The organism is Delftia sp. WSY_10 (assembly GCF_043104705.1).
Classification (GTDB): Bacteria; Pseudomonadota; Gammaproteobacteria; order Burkholderiales; family Burkholderiaceae_C; genus Comamonas; species Comamonas tsuruhatensis.
In genome coordinates, this window is sequence record NZ_JBICKY010000012.1 from 276,580 (window position 1) to 292,004 (window position 15,425).

Annotated in this window: 10 protein-coding genes; all 10 read right to left on the bottom strand. The window is 66.9% G+C overall.

Annotated elements, in window-relative coordinates; all coding sequences use genetic code 11:
- Positions 1-197: 197 nt before the first annotated feature.
- The gene (locus tag ACF8ML_RS03425) at positions 198-986 is read right to left on the bottom strand and encodes an amino acid ABC transporter ATP-binding protein (RefSeq protein ID WP_392406271.1); all 789 of its coding nucleotides are present in this window, start codon (positions 984-986) and stop codon (positions 198-200) included.
- Entirely contained in the window at positions 967-1,620 is a 654-nt protein-coding gene (locus tag ACF8ML_RS03430) for an amino acid ABC transporter permease (protein WP_012207336.1), read from the bottom strand. The genes ACF8ML_RS03425 and ACF8ML_RS03430 overlap by 20 nt, the downstream gene beginning before the upstream one ends.
- A gap of 131 nt (positions 1,621-1,751) precedes the next feature.
- Entirely contained in the window at positions 1,752-2,558 is an 807-nt protein-coding gene (locus ACF8ML_RS03435) for an amino acid ABC transporter substrate-binding protein (protein WP_016445573.1), read from the bottom strand.
- A gap of 208 nt (positions 2,559-2,766) precedes the next feature.
- Positions 2,767-4,140 (bottom strand): exopolysaccharide Pel transporter PelG, encoded by a 1,374-nt coding sequence (gene pelG / locus ACF8ML_RS03440; RefSeq protein ID WP_016445572.1) that lies wholly within the window; start codon positions 4,138-4,140, stop codon positions 2,767-2,769.
- Positions 4,140-5,696, bottom strand: coding sequence for a GT4 family glycosyltransferase PelF (pelF, locus tag ACF8ML_RS03445; protein WP_203400437.1), 1,557 nt, complete (start codon positions 5,694-5,696; stop codon positions 4,140-4,142). Before pelF ends, pelG begins: the two co-directional genes overlap by 1 nt.
- Positions 5,693-6,715 (bottom strand): hypothetical protein, encoded by a 1,023-nt coding sequence (locus tag ACF8ML_RS03450; RefSeq protein ID WP_016445570.1) that lies wholly within the window; start codon positions 6,713-6,715, stop codon positions 5,693-5,695. Before ACF8ML_RS03450 ends, pelF begins: the two co-directional genes overlap by 4 nt.
- On the bottom strand, positions 6,708-8,087 hold the full coding sequence (locus tag ACF8ML_RS03455; protein WP_392406275.1) for a PelD GGDEF domain-containing protein: 1,380 nt from the start codon (positions 8,085-8,087) through the stop codon (positions 6,708-6,710). Before ACF8ML_RS03455 ends, ACF8ML_RS03450 begins: the two co-directional genes overlap by 8 nt.
- A 22-nt stretch (positions 8,088-8,109) precedes the next feature.
- Positions 8,110-8,661: a hypothetical protein gene (locus ACF8ML_RS03460; RefSeq protein WP_016445568.1), complete on the bottom strand. Its 552-nt coding sequence runs from the start codon at positions 8,659-8,661 to the stop codon at positions 8,110-8,112.
- A gap of 25 nt (positions 8,662-8,686) precedes the next feature.
- A complete protein-coding gene (locus tag ACF8ML_RS03465; protein WP_392406277.1) occupies positions 8,687-12,535 on the bottom strand; it encodes a tetratricopeptide repeat protein in 3,849 nt (1,282 codons plus the stop codon).
- Positions 12,501-15,320, bottom strand: coding sequence for a bifunctional glycoside hydrolase 114/ polysaccharide deacetylase family protein (locus tag ACF8ML_RS03470; protein ID WP_392406278.1), 2,820 nt, complete (start codon positions 15,318-15,320; stop codon positions 12,501-12,503). The genes ACF8ML_RS03465 and ACF8ML_RS03470 overlap by 35 nt, the downstream gene beginning before the upstream one ends.
- Positions 15,321-15,425: the final 105 nt, after the last annotated feature.

Below are 15,425 nucleotides of genomic sequence, written 5' to 3' on the forward strand. Positions count from 1 at the left end.
GTTCGCAGGCAAGCCCGCTATTGTGCAGACAGGTGCCGCTGCTTGCTCACCACCGACCGAGATAAACATACATCCGTGTATGTTTCTCAAAAAGTCATGGCAGAAACCGCCATAAAAAAAAGAGCATGCTTTGCTTGCTACACAAGCGTTGCACGCTCTCTGGACCTGGGGAAAATCCGGACTGGACAGATGTTTTTTTACAACATGTTCTGCAGGAATGCCTGGGTCCGTGTGTGCTGCGGCGCCGCAAAGAATGCTTCCGCAGGGCCTTGCTCGACGATCTCCCCCTTGTCCATGAAGATCACGCGATTGGCCACTTCACGGGCAAAGCCCATCTCGTGGGTCACGACCAGCATGGTCATGTGCTCCTGCGCCAGCTCGCGCATGGTGCGCAGCACCTCGCCGGTCAGCTCGGGGTCCAGTGCGGAGGTGGGCTCGTCGAACAGCAGGATGTCGGGCTCCATGGCCAGGGCCCGGGCAATGGCCACGCGCTGCTTTTGCCCGCCCGACAGACGGTTGGGATAGGCATCGCGCTTTTCCAGCAGGCCCACCTTGTGCAGCAGCGCCTCGGCCTTGGGCACGATCTGCTCGCGCCTGAGGCCCTTGACGACGATCGGCGCCTCGATGACGTTCTCCAGCACCGTGAGGTGCGGGAACAGGTTGAAGGACTGGAACACCATGCCCATCTTGCGGCCGATCTGGCGGATCTGCGCCTCGGGCACGTAGTGGGCACGGCCGTCCGCGCCGCTGTCCACCAGCACTTCGCCTTCAACGGCGACACGGCCGCTGTCAATGGTTTCCAGGTGGTTGAGGCAGCGCAAAAAGGTGCTTTTGCCCGATCCCGAGGGACCGATGATGGCCACCACCTCGCCACGCGCCAGCTCCAGCGAAACGCCGCGCAGCACCGGCACGCCGCCAAAGCCCTTGCAGATGTTCTGCGCCGAGATCATGGTCTCGGGCGCGTTATCACGCGTCGTATTTGGCATGGCGTTTTTCTAGGTATTGGAAGATCCAGGTCAACACGAGAGTCATGACCAGATAGAAGCCTGCGGCCACCACGAAGGGCGTGATGGTGAAGTCGCGCTGCACGATGCCGCGCGCCGCGCGCAGCAGATCGTTCAGGGCCAGCACGTAGATCAGCGAGGTGTCCTTGACCAGGGTGATGGTCTCGTTGCTCACGGGCGGGATGATGCGCGCCCACATCTGCGGCAGGATGATGCGGCGCATGGTCTGGCCGTAGCTCATGCCCAGCACCTTGGCGCCCTCGTACTGGCCGCGGTCCACGGACTGGATGCCCGCGCGGAAGATTTCGGCGAAGTAGGCGGCGTAGTTCAGCGCGAAGGCGACCACGGCGGCCGGGAAATCGGGCAGGCGCACGCCGATCACGGGCACGAAGGGCAGCGCGAAGTAGATGAACAGCATCTGCAGCATCAGCGGCGTGCCGCGCATCAGCCAGATGTAGCCGCCGACCAGCCGGCTCAGGGCGGGAAAGCGGGAGATGCGCATCAGCGCCAGCGACAGTCCCAGGGGAATGGACAGCGCCAGGGTGATGACGAAGAGCTTGAGGGTGACCAGGGCGCCGGCGGACAGCGGCCCCATGAGCGAGATTACATATTCCATCGAATGGCCTCAGTGCGGTGCGCGGCCCCGCCGGCATCGGCAGGATCCGGGCAGCCACGGGCGCGTGCGTCCCAGAACGCAAAAGACCGGCAATGCCAGGCTGGCCTTGCCGGTCGCATGGTGTGCCGGATTTACTTGATGATGTCCTTGCCGAACCACTTGGAGGCGATTTCGGCGGCCTTGCCGTCCTTCTTCATCTCGGCCAGCGCGGCTTCGAGCTTGCCCAGAACTTCGGTGTCTTCCTTGCGCAGGCCCACGCCGTAGTCCTCGGTGCCGAAGTTGTCCTCGAGCACCAGGTACTCGCCAGCCTTCTTGGCCACGTGGAAGCGCCCCACGACCTCGTCGACCACGACGGCGTCCAGGCGGCCGGCCGACAGGTCCATCAGCGCGGTGATGTTGTCGCCGAAGGTCTTCAGGTCCTTGAAGCTGGCGGCCACGGCGGCGTCCTTCTTGATGGCGTCCACGGCCGAGCTGCCATCCTGCGCGCCCACGACCTTGCCGGCCAGGCCAGCCTTGTCCTTGATGTCGGAGTCGGCGCGCACGATGATGATCTGGTGGTTCTCCATGTAGGGCGCGGTGAAGGCGATGTTCTTCTTGCGCTCTTCGGTGATGGTCAGGCCGTTCCACAGCGCGTCGACGCGCTTGCCGACCAGCTCGGCCTCCTTGGCGCTCCAGTCGATGGGCTTGAAGTCCACCTCCACGTTCATGCGCTTGGCGGCTTCACGCGCCATGTCGATGTCGAAGCCGACGATCTCGTTCTTGTCGTCACGAAAGCCCATGGGCGGGAAGTTGTCGTCCAGGCCGATCACCAACTTGGTCATGGCTGCCGGCACGGGGGCGGCAACCGGCGCGGCGGCGGTCGATGCGGACTCGTTCTTGCCGCAGGCTGCCAGCAGTGCAGACAGGGCCACCATGGCCAAGAGGGTGCGTTTTTTCATGGCTTAAAGCTTTGGAGTGGAAAAAGCGAAAGGCGGCGGCCGCTGCACGCAAGGTGCACAATCGTTGTAATGAATGGTTCCTTGGCGGAACCTTTGTCTCGGTTGGGTGCCGGCGCCGAATCCCGTATTGTCGCGCAGACCGGCGCCCCCCGCCAACACGCTGGATCAAGACCGTGCAAATCGGCAAAGGGCGAGAGATGCCTGCCGGTCACTGCAGCATGAAGGTCTTGTACTCGAGCCGGTTGAGTTCGCGCGAGAGCATGAACAGGCCCACGCACAGCGTCACCAGCATGGCCAGGCAAAAGCCGTAGCCATAGAACGCGGCGCCCAGCGCCAGCGAAATGCCCGTGAAGGCGATGTTCAGCACCACCAGAAGCAGGCACAGCATGAAGACGATGCGCCGCTCGTCCAGATAGAAGAACACGTTGAGCACGGCCATCACGCCCACCTGCAGCCCGGCGCCGACCACCTGCACATGCAGCAGCGGCAGGTACAGCTGGGAGATGCCCAGCAACTGCAGGATGGCCGGTCCGGCAACCAGGGTGACGAGAACGGCCAGCGTCTGCACCTTGGCGATCTCGCCCAGGCCCGCCTGGATGGCGTAGACCATCTCGTTGCGCATGGACTCGATGTACTCGAGCGATCCGCCGCCGCGCACGGCATCGAAGAACTTGTCGTAGTACTCGACGAAGTCGGTCTCGATGCGCACCAGAAAGACCGCCATGCCCGGAATGATGGACAGGTAGGACAGGAACACCGGCAGGTCGTAGATCAGCGAGGCCCTGAGCCCACCGATGATCTGCTGCGAGGTCGGCGGGTAGTACCAGAACATGAACTTGTCGATCCAGATGCCCAGGTTGTAGAGCACGCCGATGGCGATCAGCGCCGGAAAGATCAGCGAGCGCTGCGTGAAGTCGAAGGCGATCCAGCGCTTTTGCAGCGGAAAGCTGCGCAGCACGATCAGCCACATGCCGGCCAGCAGCAGCACGTGGCCGATCACGAAGCTGGCCAGCAGCCCTTCCAGCCCCCAGTACCGCAGCGGCAGCGCCAGCAGCACGATGAGCAGGTAGGTGGCGCCGAACAGCCCGGCAATGGCCCGGTAGTGCTTGAGGCCCGACAGCAGCACGGTCATGACCCAGACCACGCACATCAGCGTGAAGCCCGCCAGCATCAGCACGCGGTACAGCAGGCCCTGGCCCGGCAGCACCACGAAAAGCGCCAGCGTGCCCAGCGCGCTGGCCGTGGCCACGACCACCAGCAGCAGGCCATGCAGGTTGGGCAGGATGCTCTCGTCCTTCTTGAGGAACAGCTGGTCCGAGACAAAGCGCGTGAAGGCCAGCTGCGCCGCCCCGGTCAGGATCAGGCTGCTGGCCACCAGGTAGGTGACCGAGGTCTGGAACTGCGTGACCAGCAGCGGCGGCGCCACTACGCTGACGCTGAACACCCCCACCAGCAGGATGCCGATGATGGAGAACACCCACGGCCCCGAGCCGATCACGCCCGCATAGGCGTAGGCCTGGAGCACGCTGGTCAGCGTGTTCTTTCGCAGCAGGTGGCGCAGTTCGAATCCAATGCCGGCCATCAGTGTTTTTCCTCGGACTGTTGCAGCGCCCTGTCATAGACCTGCCTGTAGCGCTCGAACAGCAGCCGGTCGGAGTAGTAGCGCTCCACGCGCGCAATCCCGGCCGCGCTGGCGGCCTGCCATTGCCCGGGCGATGCCAGCAGCTCCAGGCAGGCATCGGCCAGTGCCTCGGGGTTGGCAATGCCGACCACGCGCCCGCACGAGCCCAGGGCCTGGTCCTCGGGTCCCAGCCCGTCGATGAGCTGGCGGCACGAGCCCACGTCGGTGCTGACCACGGGCACGCCGGCGGCCTGTGCTTCGAGAATCACCAGGGGCAGCGCCTCGCTGATGGACGACAGCACGACCACGCCCACCTTGGGCAGCAACTCCTCCACCTTCTGCATGCCCAGAAAGCGTACGTTGGCCTGCAGGCCCAGGCTGTCCACGAGGTTCTGGCATTCATCGGCATAGGCCGGGTCTTCGGCCGTGGGGCCGGCCACCCAGGCCTGGGCCTGGGGCATCCGGTTGACCACGCGGCGCATGGCGCGGATGAAGGTCTTGATGTCCTTGATGGGCACCACGCGGCCGATCAGGCACAGCACGGGCGGCGTCTCGGCCGGCCGCTGGGCGCGCAGCGGCGCAAAGCGCTCTATGCGGATGCCGTTGGGAATGCTGACCGTGCGCTCTGCCGCCGCGCCATCGGCCACCTGGCGCAGGCGGTTGTTCTCGTACAGCGCAATGATGGGGTCGGCCGCGCCATAGCAAAAGCGTCCCATCCAGTCGAAAAACCGTATCCACATCTGCCGGAAGAACGACACCTCCATGGGGTCGCGCTGGAAGATGTTGCGGTTGTCGCGGATCCAGGTGCTCTGCAGCAGGTCGATCTGCCGCTCCTTGGTATAGATGCCATGCTCGGACAGCACCAGCGGCAGGCCGCGCGAATGGTGCAGCAGCCCCCCCAGAAACCCCGCATAGCCCGTGGAGACCGTATGCAGCACGCGCACCGGAATCAGCCCGTGGGCGATGCGCGCCATCAGCCACAGCGGCTGCAGCATGATGCGCACGGTCCAGAAGAAGTCCACGAAGGATGGATCGGTGCAGTGGCGCCGGTAGCTGTCGCGGATCAGGTCCCAGGCGAATTCGCTGTGCAGGAAATCCTCCAGCGGCAGGCTGCCGCCGGGCTGCAGTTCCAGCGCAATCGAGCGCATGGCCGCCAGCACCTTGGCCCGGCTTTCGTCACTGCCGTCATGTGCCTCCAGCGCTTGCAGGAACTCCCGGGCCTTGGCCAGGGCTTCGGGATGGCCGCGCGAGGGCGCAGGCTGGATGTTGGAGTGCAGGGCGTCAAAGAGGAAATGCTGCTCGAAGTGCACCACGTTGGGCGGCAGCGCGTAGCGGAAATCGCCATAGTCCTCGCGCCGGCTTCCCAGGAAGACGATGGCGAAGCGGTGCTCGGGATAGGCCTGCAGGATCTGGTTGACCCAGCTGGACACGCCGCCGCTGACATAGGGAAACGTGCCCTCCAGCAGCAGCGCGATGTCCGCACTGGCCGCCGTGGGGAACTGGCTCGCACGGCTCATGAGGCACTCCAGTAGCGGATGCTGGGCTTCAGGCGCGGCAGGGCATGCTCGATGTCCAGCGATCGCATCAGCGCCTGCGCCTTGGCGAACTCGCGCCGCTCGAACAGCAGCTCGGCCTGGTAGGGCACGACGCGCGCGGGCTCCATGCCCAGCGCCAGCGAGCGCTCGTAGCAGGCCAGCGACTCCACCTGCCTGCCCTGCAGATGCAACAGCCGGCCACGGCGCAACAGCAGCAGCGCGTTGTCGGGCCGCTGGGCCAGCACCAGGTCGCAGTAGTGCAGGGATTGCTGGATGGCGTGGTCACGCACATCGCCCTGCGCCACGCCCTGGTAGACCAGCTCCGCATACAGGTCGGTGAGCGCCCGAGCCGCCTGCAGTCCGCGCGGCCCGCAGGGCGCATCGCCCTCGGACTGGCGGGCATGCTCGAACAGCTGAAGCTCCTGATGGATGGTCTTGCTGATCTCGCGCTCCTTGGCGTCCAGCATGCTGTAGGCCAGCAGGCGCAGGTCCTCGCTGGAATCGCCCAGCGCCGTGCGCAGCATGGGCGAGGCAATGCGCCCCGGCACGCTGCCCAGCGCCACCATGGCCCGCATGCGCGAGGCGACGGGCACATTGGGATTGGCCAGGAAGGACTGCAGGCCCGCCTGGCGGCGGCTGGTGCCGGACTGCTGGTGCGGGTCGAAATCGGGCAGGGGCATCACCGGAAAGCGCTGGCCACCGCGCGGGCCGCGCTGCGTGTGCAGCGCAATGGTGGCCACGACGGCGCCCAGGATGCCGGCCACCGGCACGGCATAGGCAAACAGCCCCATCAGCGCCACCAGGGCCAGGCGCTGGCGCACCGACCTGGCCGAGGTGGCCAGGAACGGCGCCAGGCACAGCGCCAGCAGGCCACTGGCCAATCCATGGGCCATGAGATAGCCCAGCAGGGCGGCATCCGACTGGCTGCGCAGCAGCCACAGGCTGCTCCAGGAGGCGATCTCCGCGGCCAGCGCGCCCAGGGCCAGCTTGAGGTTAAGCATGGCCCTGCCCCATCTGGTGCAGCCGCTCCAGCACGCTGATGGCCGAGCAGCGGTCCAGCAAGATGGTGCGCGGGAAGATGCCCGCATCGGCCAGCGAGGCCACGCCGCGCTGGGCCAGCCAGGCCTCGATGCGGTTCAGGTAGCCCTCGGCCGTGGCGTTGGTGCCCAGCGGCATGAAGATGGCCAGCAGCTGCCGGCCATCGCGTTCCTGCAGCCAGGAACGGTCCAGCATGCGCTCCAGCCGCATGATCTGCTGGGCCATCTGCGCCTGGACGGCCGATGGCGACAGCTCCAGCGCCACCACCACGCTGCTCAGGCGCGCGCTGCGGTTCACATGCTCCATGCGCTGCACCTCGAAGGCGAAGTGCGGCGGGCAGTCGGGATAGGCCTGCAGCAGCGGTGCGGCCAGGCTGTTGGCAGCCACGCTGTCGGTGTAGTAGCCCAGCAGCAGGTTGATGGTCTGCAGCGCTTCTTCCTGCAGTGCGAAGAAAGGCATTTCCTCGACCAGCAGCAGGCCGTAGATCTCGCCTTCCAGGTCCAGCATGGGCGCCACGACGATGTACTGCGTCTGCTGGCCTTGCGCCATGCTTTGCGAGATATGGCACAGCACATGGCTGTCCAGCGCCTGGCGCACCAGCGGGTCATGGACATGGATGGGCCGCTCGCCGCCCAGCTGGGCAATGGGCGTGGAGTCCAGCACATCGTTGCGCACGGGCACCAGGCTGGCCACGCTGATCTGGCTGAAGCGCGCCAGCAGGTTGAGCAGGCTTTGCGCATCGCCCTCGGCGCCGCTGAGGCCGCTGAGCACGTTGATGGCGTCGCGCATGGACACGGGACGGCCTATGAGCTCCTGCTCGAGGCGGTCATGCGACAGGCGCAGCAGGTAGTGCTGGCGGATCAGCTGCTCGGTGCGCTGGTCCATGTAGTTCTGCGCCGTGCGCGCACGGCGTATGCGCGCGCGCCACAGGCTGGAGATCTCGCCCACGACCATGACCAGGATCAGGCCGCCCAGGAAATACTGTTCGGGAAACAGCGACAGATCCCGCTGGTTGACGCCCAGCCATGCCAGCAGCAGCACACCGGACGCCGACAGGCCGGCAACGGGCCCGTAGCGCAGGGCCACGACCACGGGCGCCAGCCAGGCCCAGGGAAACTCCGCCTCCACCCACAGGGGATTGGCGGGGTTGGCCCACATGCCGGCCAACAGGGCCAGCAACGGCAAAAGCAGCGTCTCTCCCACCACCACCCAGGGCTTGGCGCTTGTCTGCACAAGCAGGCCCAGGGGCGAACCCCTGAATTCCGCGGCAATGCCGGCTCGGCGCGGTGCATCGGGATGCGGTGCCGCCTTGGGCGTGGTGGCTTGGTCTGGCATGGAAAATCGTTCCTCGATGCGCTTATCGGGCGTTGGCCAGGCCCGTGCCCAGCAGATTGCGGATCAGCTTCTGGCCCACGGCGGCCAGGGCCTCGCGGCTCCAGCCGCTTTGCGCGCCCGCGCCGCTCCACACGGTGGCGCCGGTGCCCACGTCCACGATCTCCAGCGTCACGCCCACGGCCGGTTCGCCATCCACTCCGACCTTGTAGCGCCATTCGTCCACCGCGCCCGTCAGCGCATAGCGCACGCCTTCGCCGCGCGCCCAGGCCAGGGCGTCCTCGCGGCGCTTGGCGTCGCGGCCGTCGAACAGCGTCTCCTGCAGCGCATCGCCCGTGTAGCGCTTGACCTGGCCCACGCCGCGCGCATTGATCAGCGCCGTGGCGATGGCGGCGGCGCGGTTGCCGGCCATGGGTGTCTCGGTGTGGTTCTCGAAGGGCAGCACGGCCCAGCTGGCGTTCGTCTCCAGCGCGGGCGCCGTGCCCCGGTCGATGGTCGAGCAGGCAGACAGCAGGCCGACAAGGGCCATACCCGTGAGCACGCGAAGGCGGGAGGCAAAAGAAGTGCGGTGTGTCATGGAAAGGCTCCTTGAAGTCTTCGGATCAGTAGTGGAGGCGGTAGGTGAGCAACAGCTCGCGGGTATTGCCCACAGTGTTGATGCCCGACTTGGACAGGTTCAGGCCCAGCGCGAGGTGGTCCGCGCCGAACAGGCTGGTGGCCAGGCCCATGCCCAGCTCGTAGCCCGCGCCGTTGATGCTGTGGTGCGTCAGGGCCAGGCTGGCATAGGGCCGCAGCGCGCGCGTGTATTGCTGCTCGTAGCCCGTGTTGAACATCATCTGCAGGCCCGAGAAGCGGAAGCTGCGCGGCAACAGATAGTCGATGGTGGGATCGTTGAACGCAGGCAGGTAGCCCAGGATGGCCGCATCCCTGCCCTGCAGCAGCGCCGGGTCGGTGCGGCTGTAGCGGTGCCAGGAGGTGAAGGCGCCGAACTGCAGGGTGGGTGCCTCGCTGCGATAGGTGTGCAGGTATTGCAGCATCGCATGGTTGCCGGAGCCCACGCGGGCGCCGCTTTGCACGCGGTAGCGCTCCGATGCCAGCTCCAGCGTGATCTGGTCCAGGCGCGAGAGCTGGTAGCTGCTGCCCAGCGACACGCGGTCCTTCATGCCGCCCATGCGCATGGCCAGCGTTTCCTGCGTGGCCAGGTGTCGGCCCAGCGATGCCTGCAGGCTCCAGCGGCTGTCCACGTTGTAGGTCTGCGTGAACTGCATCGGCGTGTAGCTCTCCAGGCTTTCGCGCCGGCCCAGCATGAACTCGCTGGAGGCCGACTGCGTCTTGCGCGTCAGGCGCAGGCCGATGCCCCGCTCCTGGGAGGGTCCGCGCACCAGGGTGCTTTTGTTGACCGTGCGGCGCACGTCCTCGGCATCCAGGTCCAGCGCCCAGCGGGGGTTGAGACCCACATGCCAGCGCAGCCGCGAGACCTGCTCGTCGATGGCGTCCATGCGGCGATTGCGCAACTGCAGGCCGCCGTAGTCGCTGAAGGCCAGCAACTGCTCGGTCAGCCCCAGGTGAAGGGGATCGTCGTCGGGCTGGTAGGCCATGCTCTCGAAGCCCGCGGTCTGCGCCAGCCGCACATCGCCCACCATGGCCGCCGCGTTGATGCGGTCGTAGCGCGGCAGTGCCTCGTCATGGCGCTGCAGCAGCTGCCCGGCCTGGGCCACATCCTTTTCCGCCAGGGCCACCGTGATCTCGGCCCACAGCGGTGCGCTGGCACTCTTGCTGCGGCTGCGCGCGTACTGCTGCCAAAGGTAGCCGCGCTCGGCCTGGTATTCGCCGCGCTCCTGCAGCCAGGCGATGGCCAGCTCGGCCGCAGCGGCGGAATGCTCGCGGCGCCCGCCTTGCAGGTCCATGCGCAGCAGCTCGCGCATCAGGGCGAATTCGGCATCGCCCTGGGTATGAAAGAGCATGAGCCGGCTGCGTGCCTGGCGCTGGACCTCGTCCAGGCCCTCGGCGGTCAGCCAGCGGCGGGCCGCATCGGCCGAAGGGCCCTGCTGCGCACGCGTGCGCGCCTTCTCGCGCTGCCACAGCTGCTGCCTCAGGTTCCAGGCCTGGTCCGCCTGCTGGTTCTGCTCCAGCGCGTCCGCGTACTGCATCATCCACAGGAAGTCGTCGGCATGCTCCGTGCGGTGCGGCTTCAGATACCGCTCCAGCGCAACGGCCGGGCGCGACAGCGTCATGTAGGCCGCCGCCAGGGCGCCGTGCATGTCGGCATCACGTGCCCACACGGGCTCGGCCGCCGCCAGCAGCAGCTTGAGGGCCGCCGCGTTCTGCGTGTCGATCAGCAGCCACATCAGGCCCTGGCGCAGCGGCGTGGAGCCGGGGTCCAGCGCCAGGCCCTTCTCGAAGGCTTCCATGGCCTTTTTCGGCTGCGCAGTGCGCTGGTAGTAGGCGCCCAGGATCTGGAAGAAGGTGGGCTGGCCCATCAGGCGCTTGAGCAAGGCCGGGTCGGCCATGATGCGCTCGACCTGGCGGCCGATCTGCGTCCAGTCCTCCTGGTCCTCCAGCAGGTAGAAGGCCTGTGTCAGATGGCGCACGTCCTGGAACTGCTCCCAGGCATGCAGGGACATCTGGGCCGCCTCGCGCCGGTCGGTGCGCTGCAGCAGGCGGATCACTTCGTCGTAGTCGCTGATGCCGGCGTGCGGCGTCTGCAGCAGGCGGCGGTAGGCCTTGAGCGTCAGCGCCTCCTGGCGCTGGTCCTGGGCCAGGTCGCCCAGCAGGCGCCAGTACTCGCCTTCGTCCTGCATGCCGGCCGGAACGCGCGTCTGTGCGTCTTCCAGCCAGCGCAGGCCCAGCGCCGGCTCGCCCTGCAGCAGCGCGAGCACGGCGGCGGGCATGACATGGGCCGGCGTGCGCTGCTCGGGATCGCTGAGCACGCGCTTCCATGCCTGCAGCGCCAGCGGCGAACGGCCTGCGCGCTCGGCCAGCTGGGCCAGCAGAATCTGCGACTGCGGCGTGCTGCCGTGCTTTTGCAGATAGTCGATGGCCGCGCCCGGCTCGGCCTGGCGCTCATAGGCCTGGACCAGCGCCTGCAGCAGCGCGGCATCCTGGGGACGGCGGCTCAACTGGTGGCGCAGGCCGGCAATCAGGGCGCGGTCGTCGAACAGGCCCGGCGCCAGGCGCATCACCGTCTTCCAGGCATCTTCACGGCCCGTGTTCTGCGCAATGACCAGCCAGTTGTCCAGGGCCTGCTGCTGCTGCCCCATCCATTCGGACACCTGGGCCAGGCGCTCGCGCCAGGCCATGTCCTGCGGCGCCTGGCGCACGGCGGCCGTGGCCACGCGCCAGGCATCTTCCAGGTTGCGGTTTTCGAGGAACACCTCGTAGCCCAGCTGGTAGGTCTTGTCGTCAAAGGGCAGGCCCGGCGGCGGCTTGCGCGCGGGGTCGGCCGTGCGCAGCATGCGCCAGCCCGGGGCGGTCCAGGCCACGGGCTGCAGTGCCCAGGCGCCGTCATCGGCCACTGTGGACGCTACGGCCGGGCCGGCTCCCGAAGCGCCTGCCACCTGCACCTGCCATTGCTGCAGCAGGGACAGCTGCAGCAGCCGCTTGGCATAGCGCTCGGCCTCGGCCCGGTTGCCGGCCGCACGCGCCAGGCCGATGAGCCTTCGCAGCGTTTCCGGGTCGCTGCCCAACAGTTCTTCCTGCTGGCGCGCCAGCGCCAGCGCTTCGCTGGCACGGTTGCCGGACTGCAGCACCTGCAGGGCCTGCCAGAGATAGGCGCGCGACTGCGGGACATCGTCGGTGGTGGCACTGGCCTGGCGCAGCAGCCGAGCCGATTCCTCGTACAGCGACATGCCCAGCGCCTGCCGCGCTGCGGACTCATAGACCTGCGCCTTGCGCGCGGGATCGCCCTGGCGGGCGGCCACATCGTCGTAGATGCCCAGGGCCAGCGGTGCGTCCTTGAGTACCAGCGCCGAAGAGGCCAGGTACAGCGCCTGCTCCTGGGTCAGACCCGCCAGCGGGACCTCCTTGAGCGCCTGCATCACCTGGAGCGCCAGGGCATCGGCCTGCCCTCCGGCGCGATGGTCCTGCTTTTGCGCCTCCAGATAGTTCTGGTAGGCGGCCTGCCAGCGCTCCCAGGCCTGGACGGCGGCGCTGGGCAGCGCCTGCTTGGCTGCCTCTTCACGCGCCAGCTTGATGGCTTTCAGGCGCTCCTCCTTGGCCTTGAGCAGGGCGCGCAGGTTTTCATTGCCCGGGTCGCTCTTGAGCAGGTTGCTCAGGTAGTTGTAGGACAGCTCGGAATCATCTCCGGTGACGGAGAGCCGGCGCTCCAGATCCTGCTTGGGAAACAGCATCCACAGGGCACCACCGATCAGTACCGCCAGCAGCACGATCAGCCAGAAGGGAACCGTGACGGGGCGCTCAGAGCCCCCGGCATTGCGCTTGGAGTTCAACACTGTTTTGGGTACTTCTGAAGGAACGGAGGTTGGAGCTGCCCGTATCGGCACCCGCCACGGCAATGAGGGGATTGGCGGCATTCAGGGAACTCAGCGCACAGCCGGACGGCAGGTGCATGCGCAGCTCCAGCGGCACATGGCCCTGCAGGGTCAAGCGCACGCCGCCATCGGCCTGGGGCAGCCATTGCGTGAGCCGGGCATTGGCATCCACCAGATAGGGACGCGCCGCGGAGGCGGCCGCGCCTGCGGCATCCTGCTGCACCAGGTATCCGGCGCCGCCGGCCAGGTGAAGGTAGTTGCCGTCCGTGCCCTTGGCATAGCCGGCGATGCCGCGGCTGGCAGCCATGGACGGCAGGGCCATGCCGGGCGGCATGCGCAGCGTGCGCAACTGGCCCGGGCCCCGCAGGCGCCAGCCCTGCGCGTCACGGCCGATGGCGAATTCGTAGAAATCCTGCACCTTGCGGATGTACTCGGAGCTGTAGACCGGGTTCAGCCGCTGCGCCAGCGCCCACTGGTAGACCTTGTGCAGGGCCTTGATGCTGGCCTGCTTGCTGGCGGAGTAGGAGTGGTAGTAGATGTCCACGGCCTTCATGCGCCGGGGCGCGTCGGTCATCTCGAAGGTTTCGATGACGCGCTCGAAGCCGTAGAACGGCCCGTGCCAGAGGTTGGTGTAGATGTTCTCGTTGGTGACGGGCGCATAGATCTGCAGATGGCCGCCCTTGCGCAGGCCCCAGCTGCGCACCTCCGTCAGCGAGGGATTGCTGCGCGTGATGGCCGTGTCGCCGCCATTCATGTTGAGCAGTCCCGCCGCGTCGGAGATGGCCAGGGCCTCGGCGCTGGGCGCCGTGTTGCCGGTCCACAGAAACACGTCCACCGGCTTGCCGGGCGGCGCCAGGCGCTTGCGGATGTAGTCGATCGAGCCATTGATCTCCCGGTTCATGTCCATCTGGTAGCCGGGGATGTGGAGGTTGAGGTTCACCTCCTTGCTGTCATCCCCGTCGGGCGCTGCCCCGGGCTCCCAGAAGAAGGGATGGGAATAGGAATGGCTGGCGATCTCGACATGGGGCATGGCGAAGATGCGCTTGGCAATGCCCTCCAGCTGGTCAGCCCACTGCGGATACAGGCCCTGCGGCGAGACTTCGGCCTCGATGACCGAGATGGTGTGCGGAATCCTGTAGCGCTCCAGGATCTCGCGGCGCAGCACTTCGCCCGCGAAGGGCGTGCCCGGCAGCTCGGCCTTGGAAGGAAAGCCGTCCCCGTCCACATGGGCCAGCAGCAGGCGGCGGCCGTTCTCGGTGGTGACGTCGGGCACCGGAAAGTCCTGCAGGCGCAGCGCCTCGCGCAACAGCGCGAAGGGGTCGATCACCCAGCGCGACTGGTCGGTGCCCGGCATGCCGACCACCACATAGGGCATGAGTGCAAAGCCGCCCCAGGGCGTGATGGCGGCCGACACGAAGCGGCGCCCCCGCTTGTCGTCGAAGGACAGCAACTCGCTGCTGCCCCTGGCCATCTGCGGCGTGAACTCCCAGCCCTCGTAATCGTGCGCTGGCTCGGCCGGCTGTATCTCGAAACCCATGACCGGCGCCTTTTCGGCGCGCCGCAGCGGGAACACGGGTGCCGCTTCCGTGCTGCGCGTGCCCAGGGCGGCCGACATGGTGCGGTCCTGGGACAGGCCCAGCGTATTGAGCACCAGCAGCGGCATGCCCTGCTGCACCTGGTTGGCCAGCCACTGCCGCACGCTTTTGGCCCGCATCTCGGGCACCGCGCCGCCGAACCAGCTCACCACGCCGGCATAGCGGTCGCGCGACACGCCTTCAGGCAGGGGCTCGCGCACATCGGCGTAGTCGGCGACGTAGCCCATGTAGTTCAGGGGCATTTCCAGGAAGCGGTGCGCCGATGCGCCGTTGATGGACGGATAGTCGGCACCGTTGTAGAGAATCAACACCCTGCGCGCCACCGCCTCCACCTGGCCTATGCCCAGGGTCTGCAGCCCGGCATCGGAAACCCAGGGGATGATGCCCAGCTGCGCAATGCGGCGGGCGGTCTCGCGCGTGGCGTCGCGGTCATGCGGGGCCACGTAGTCGATGGACAGCACCGGCAGGCGGTCGCGCTCGCGGATGGTCTGCAGTTGCTGCAGCAGCCATTCGCGGTCTTTCTCGGGCACGTTCACATAGCGCTTGAGGCTGGCATCCCAGCCCCGCAACAGCGACTCGGCCGCCACCATCTGTACCTTGTCCTTCACGCGCGGCACGATCTCGAAGCCCCGGTTCAGGATCAGGCGGATGCCGGGATAGCGCTGGTGCAGCGTCTCGATGACGCGCACCAGACCGTCCTGCTGGGCCTTTTCGTCGAAATTCGCGGCCAGGCGGTAGGAGTCCAGCGTGTCCAGGAAGAAGCCGCGAAAGCCCTGCTTCCACAGCGGCGCGATCACCTCGTCGGCAAAGAAGGCGGGCCACTGCGCAGGTGTCTGGTCCAGGACGATGGACTGCCAGGCGCCGTTGCGCGCCATCTTCCAGGCCTCGGGAATCTTGCCGAAGTAGGCGCGCTCGGGCAGCACCTCGGCCACGGAAGCGTAGGCATACAGCTCGCTGCCCGGGGCCTGCTTGCGAAACCGGACCGGGTCATAGCCATGGCCCGGCTCCACGACGGCAATGTCGTAGAGGCTCAATTCACTGAGCGATGCCTTGTTCCCGTAATAGACAGCCACCGCGGGTTCGGCAGCCTGCACCACCCAGCCGCACAGCAACCCCCAGCAGACCAGGCAGCTTCGCAGGAAACCGTTCATGGCCTTCTCCTCAGGGCGTGGTGATGCCCCATCAATTCATAGTTTTTATGCATCAAATTTCTTAACAATTTGATGAAAGCTATCGTCAATCCGACGAAAAGCGGG

Bases quoted from the DNA above. Each gene is read 5' to 3' on its own strand.
- ACF8ML_RS03425 (WP_392406271.1), bottom strand. From the start codon at position 986: ATGCCAAATACGACGCGTGATAACGCGCCCGAGACCATGATCTCGGCG.
- ACF8ML_RS03430 (WP_012207336.1), bottom strand. From the start codon at position 1,620: ATGGAATATGTAATCTCGCTCATGGGGCCGCTGTCCGCCGGCGCCCTG.
- ACF8ML_RS03435 (WP_016445573.1), bottom strand. From the start codon at position 2,558: ATGAAAAAACGCACCCTCTTGGCCATGGTGGCCCTGTCTGCACTGCTG.
- pelG (WP_016445572.1), bottom strand. From the start codon at position 4,140: ATGGCCGGCATTGGATTCGAACTGCGCCACCTGCTGCGAAAGAACACG.
- pelF (WP_203400437.1), bottom strand. From the start codon at position 5,696: ATGAGCCGTGCGAGCCAGTTCCCCACGGCGGCCAGTGCGGACATCGCG.
- ACF8ML_RS03450 (WP_016445570.1), bottom strand. From the start codon at position 6,715: ATGCTTAACCTCAAGCTGGCCCTGGGCGCGCTGGCCGCGGAGATCGCC.
- ACF8ML_RS03455 (WP_392406275.1), bottom strand. From the start codon at position 8,087: ATGCCAGACCAAGCCACCACGCCCAAGGCGGCACCGCATCCCGATGCA.
- ACF8ML_RS03460 (WP_016445568.1), bottom strand. From the start codon at position 8,661: ATGACACACCGCACTTCTTTTGCCTCCCGCCTTCGCGTGCTCACGGGT.
- ACF8ML_RS03470 (WP_392406278.1), bottom strand. From the start codon at position 15,320: ATGAACGGTTTCCTGCGAAGCTGCCTGGTCTGCTGGGGGTTGCTGTGC.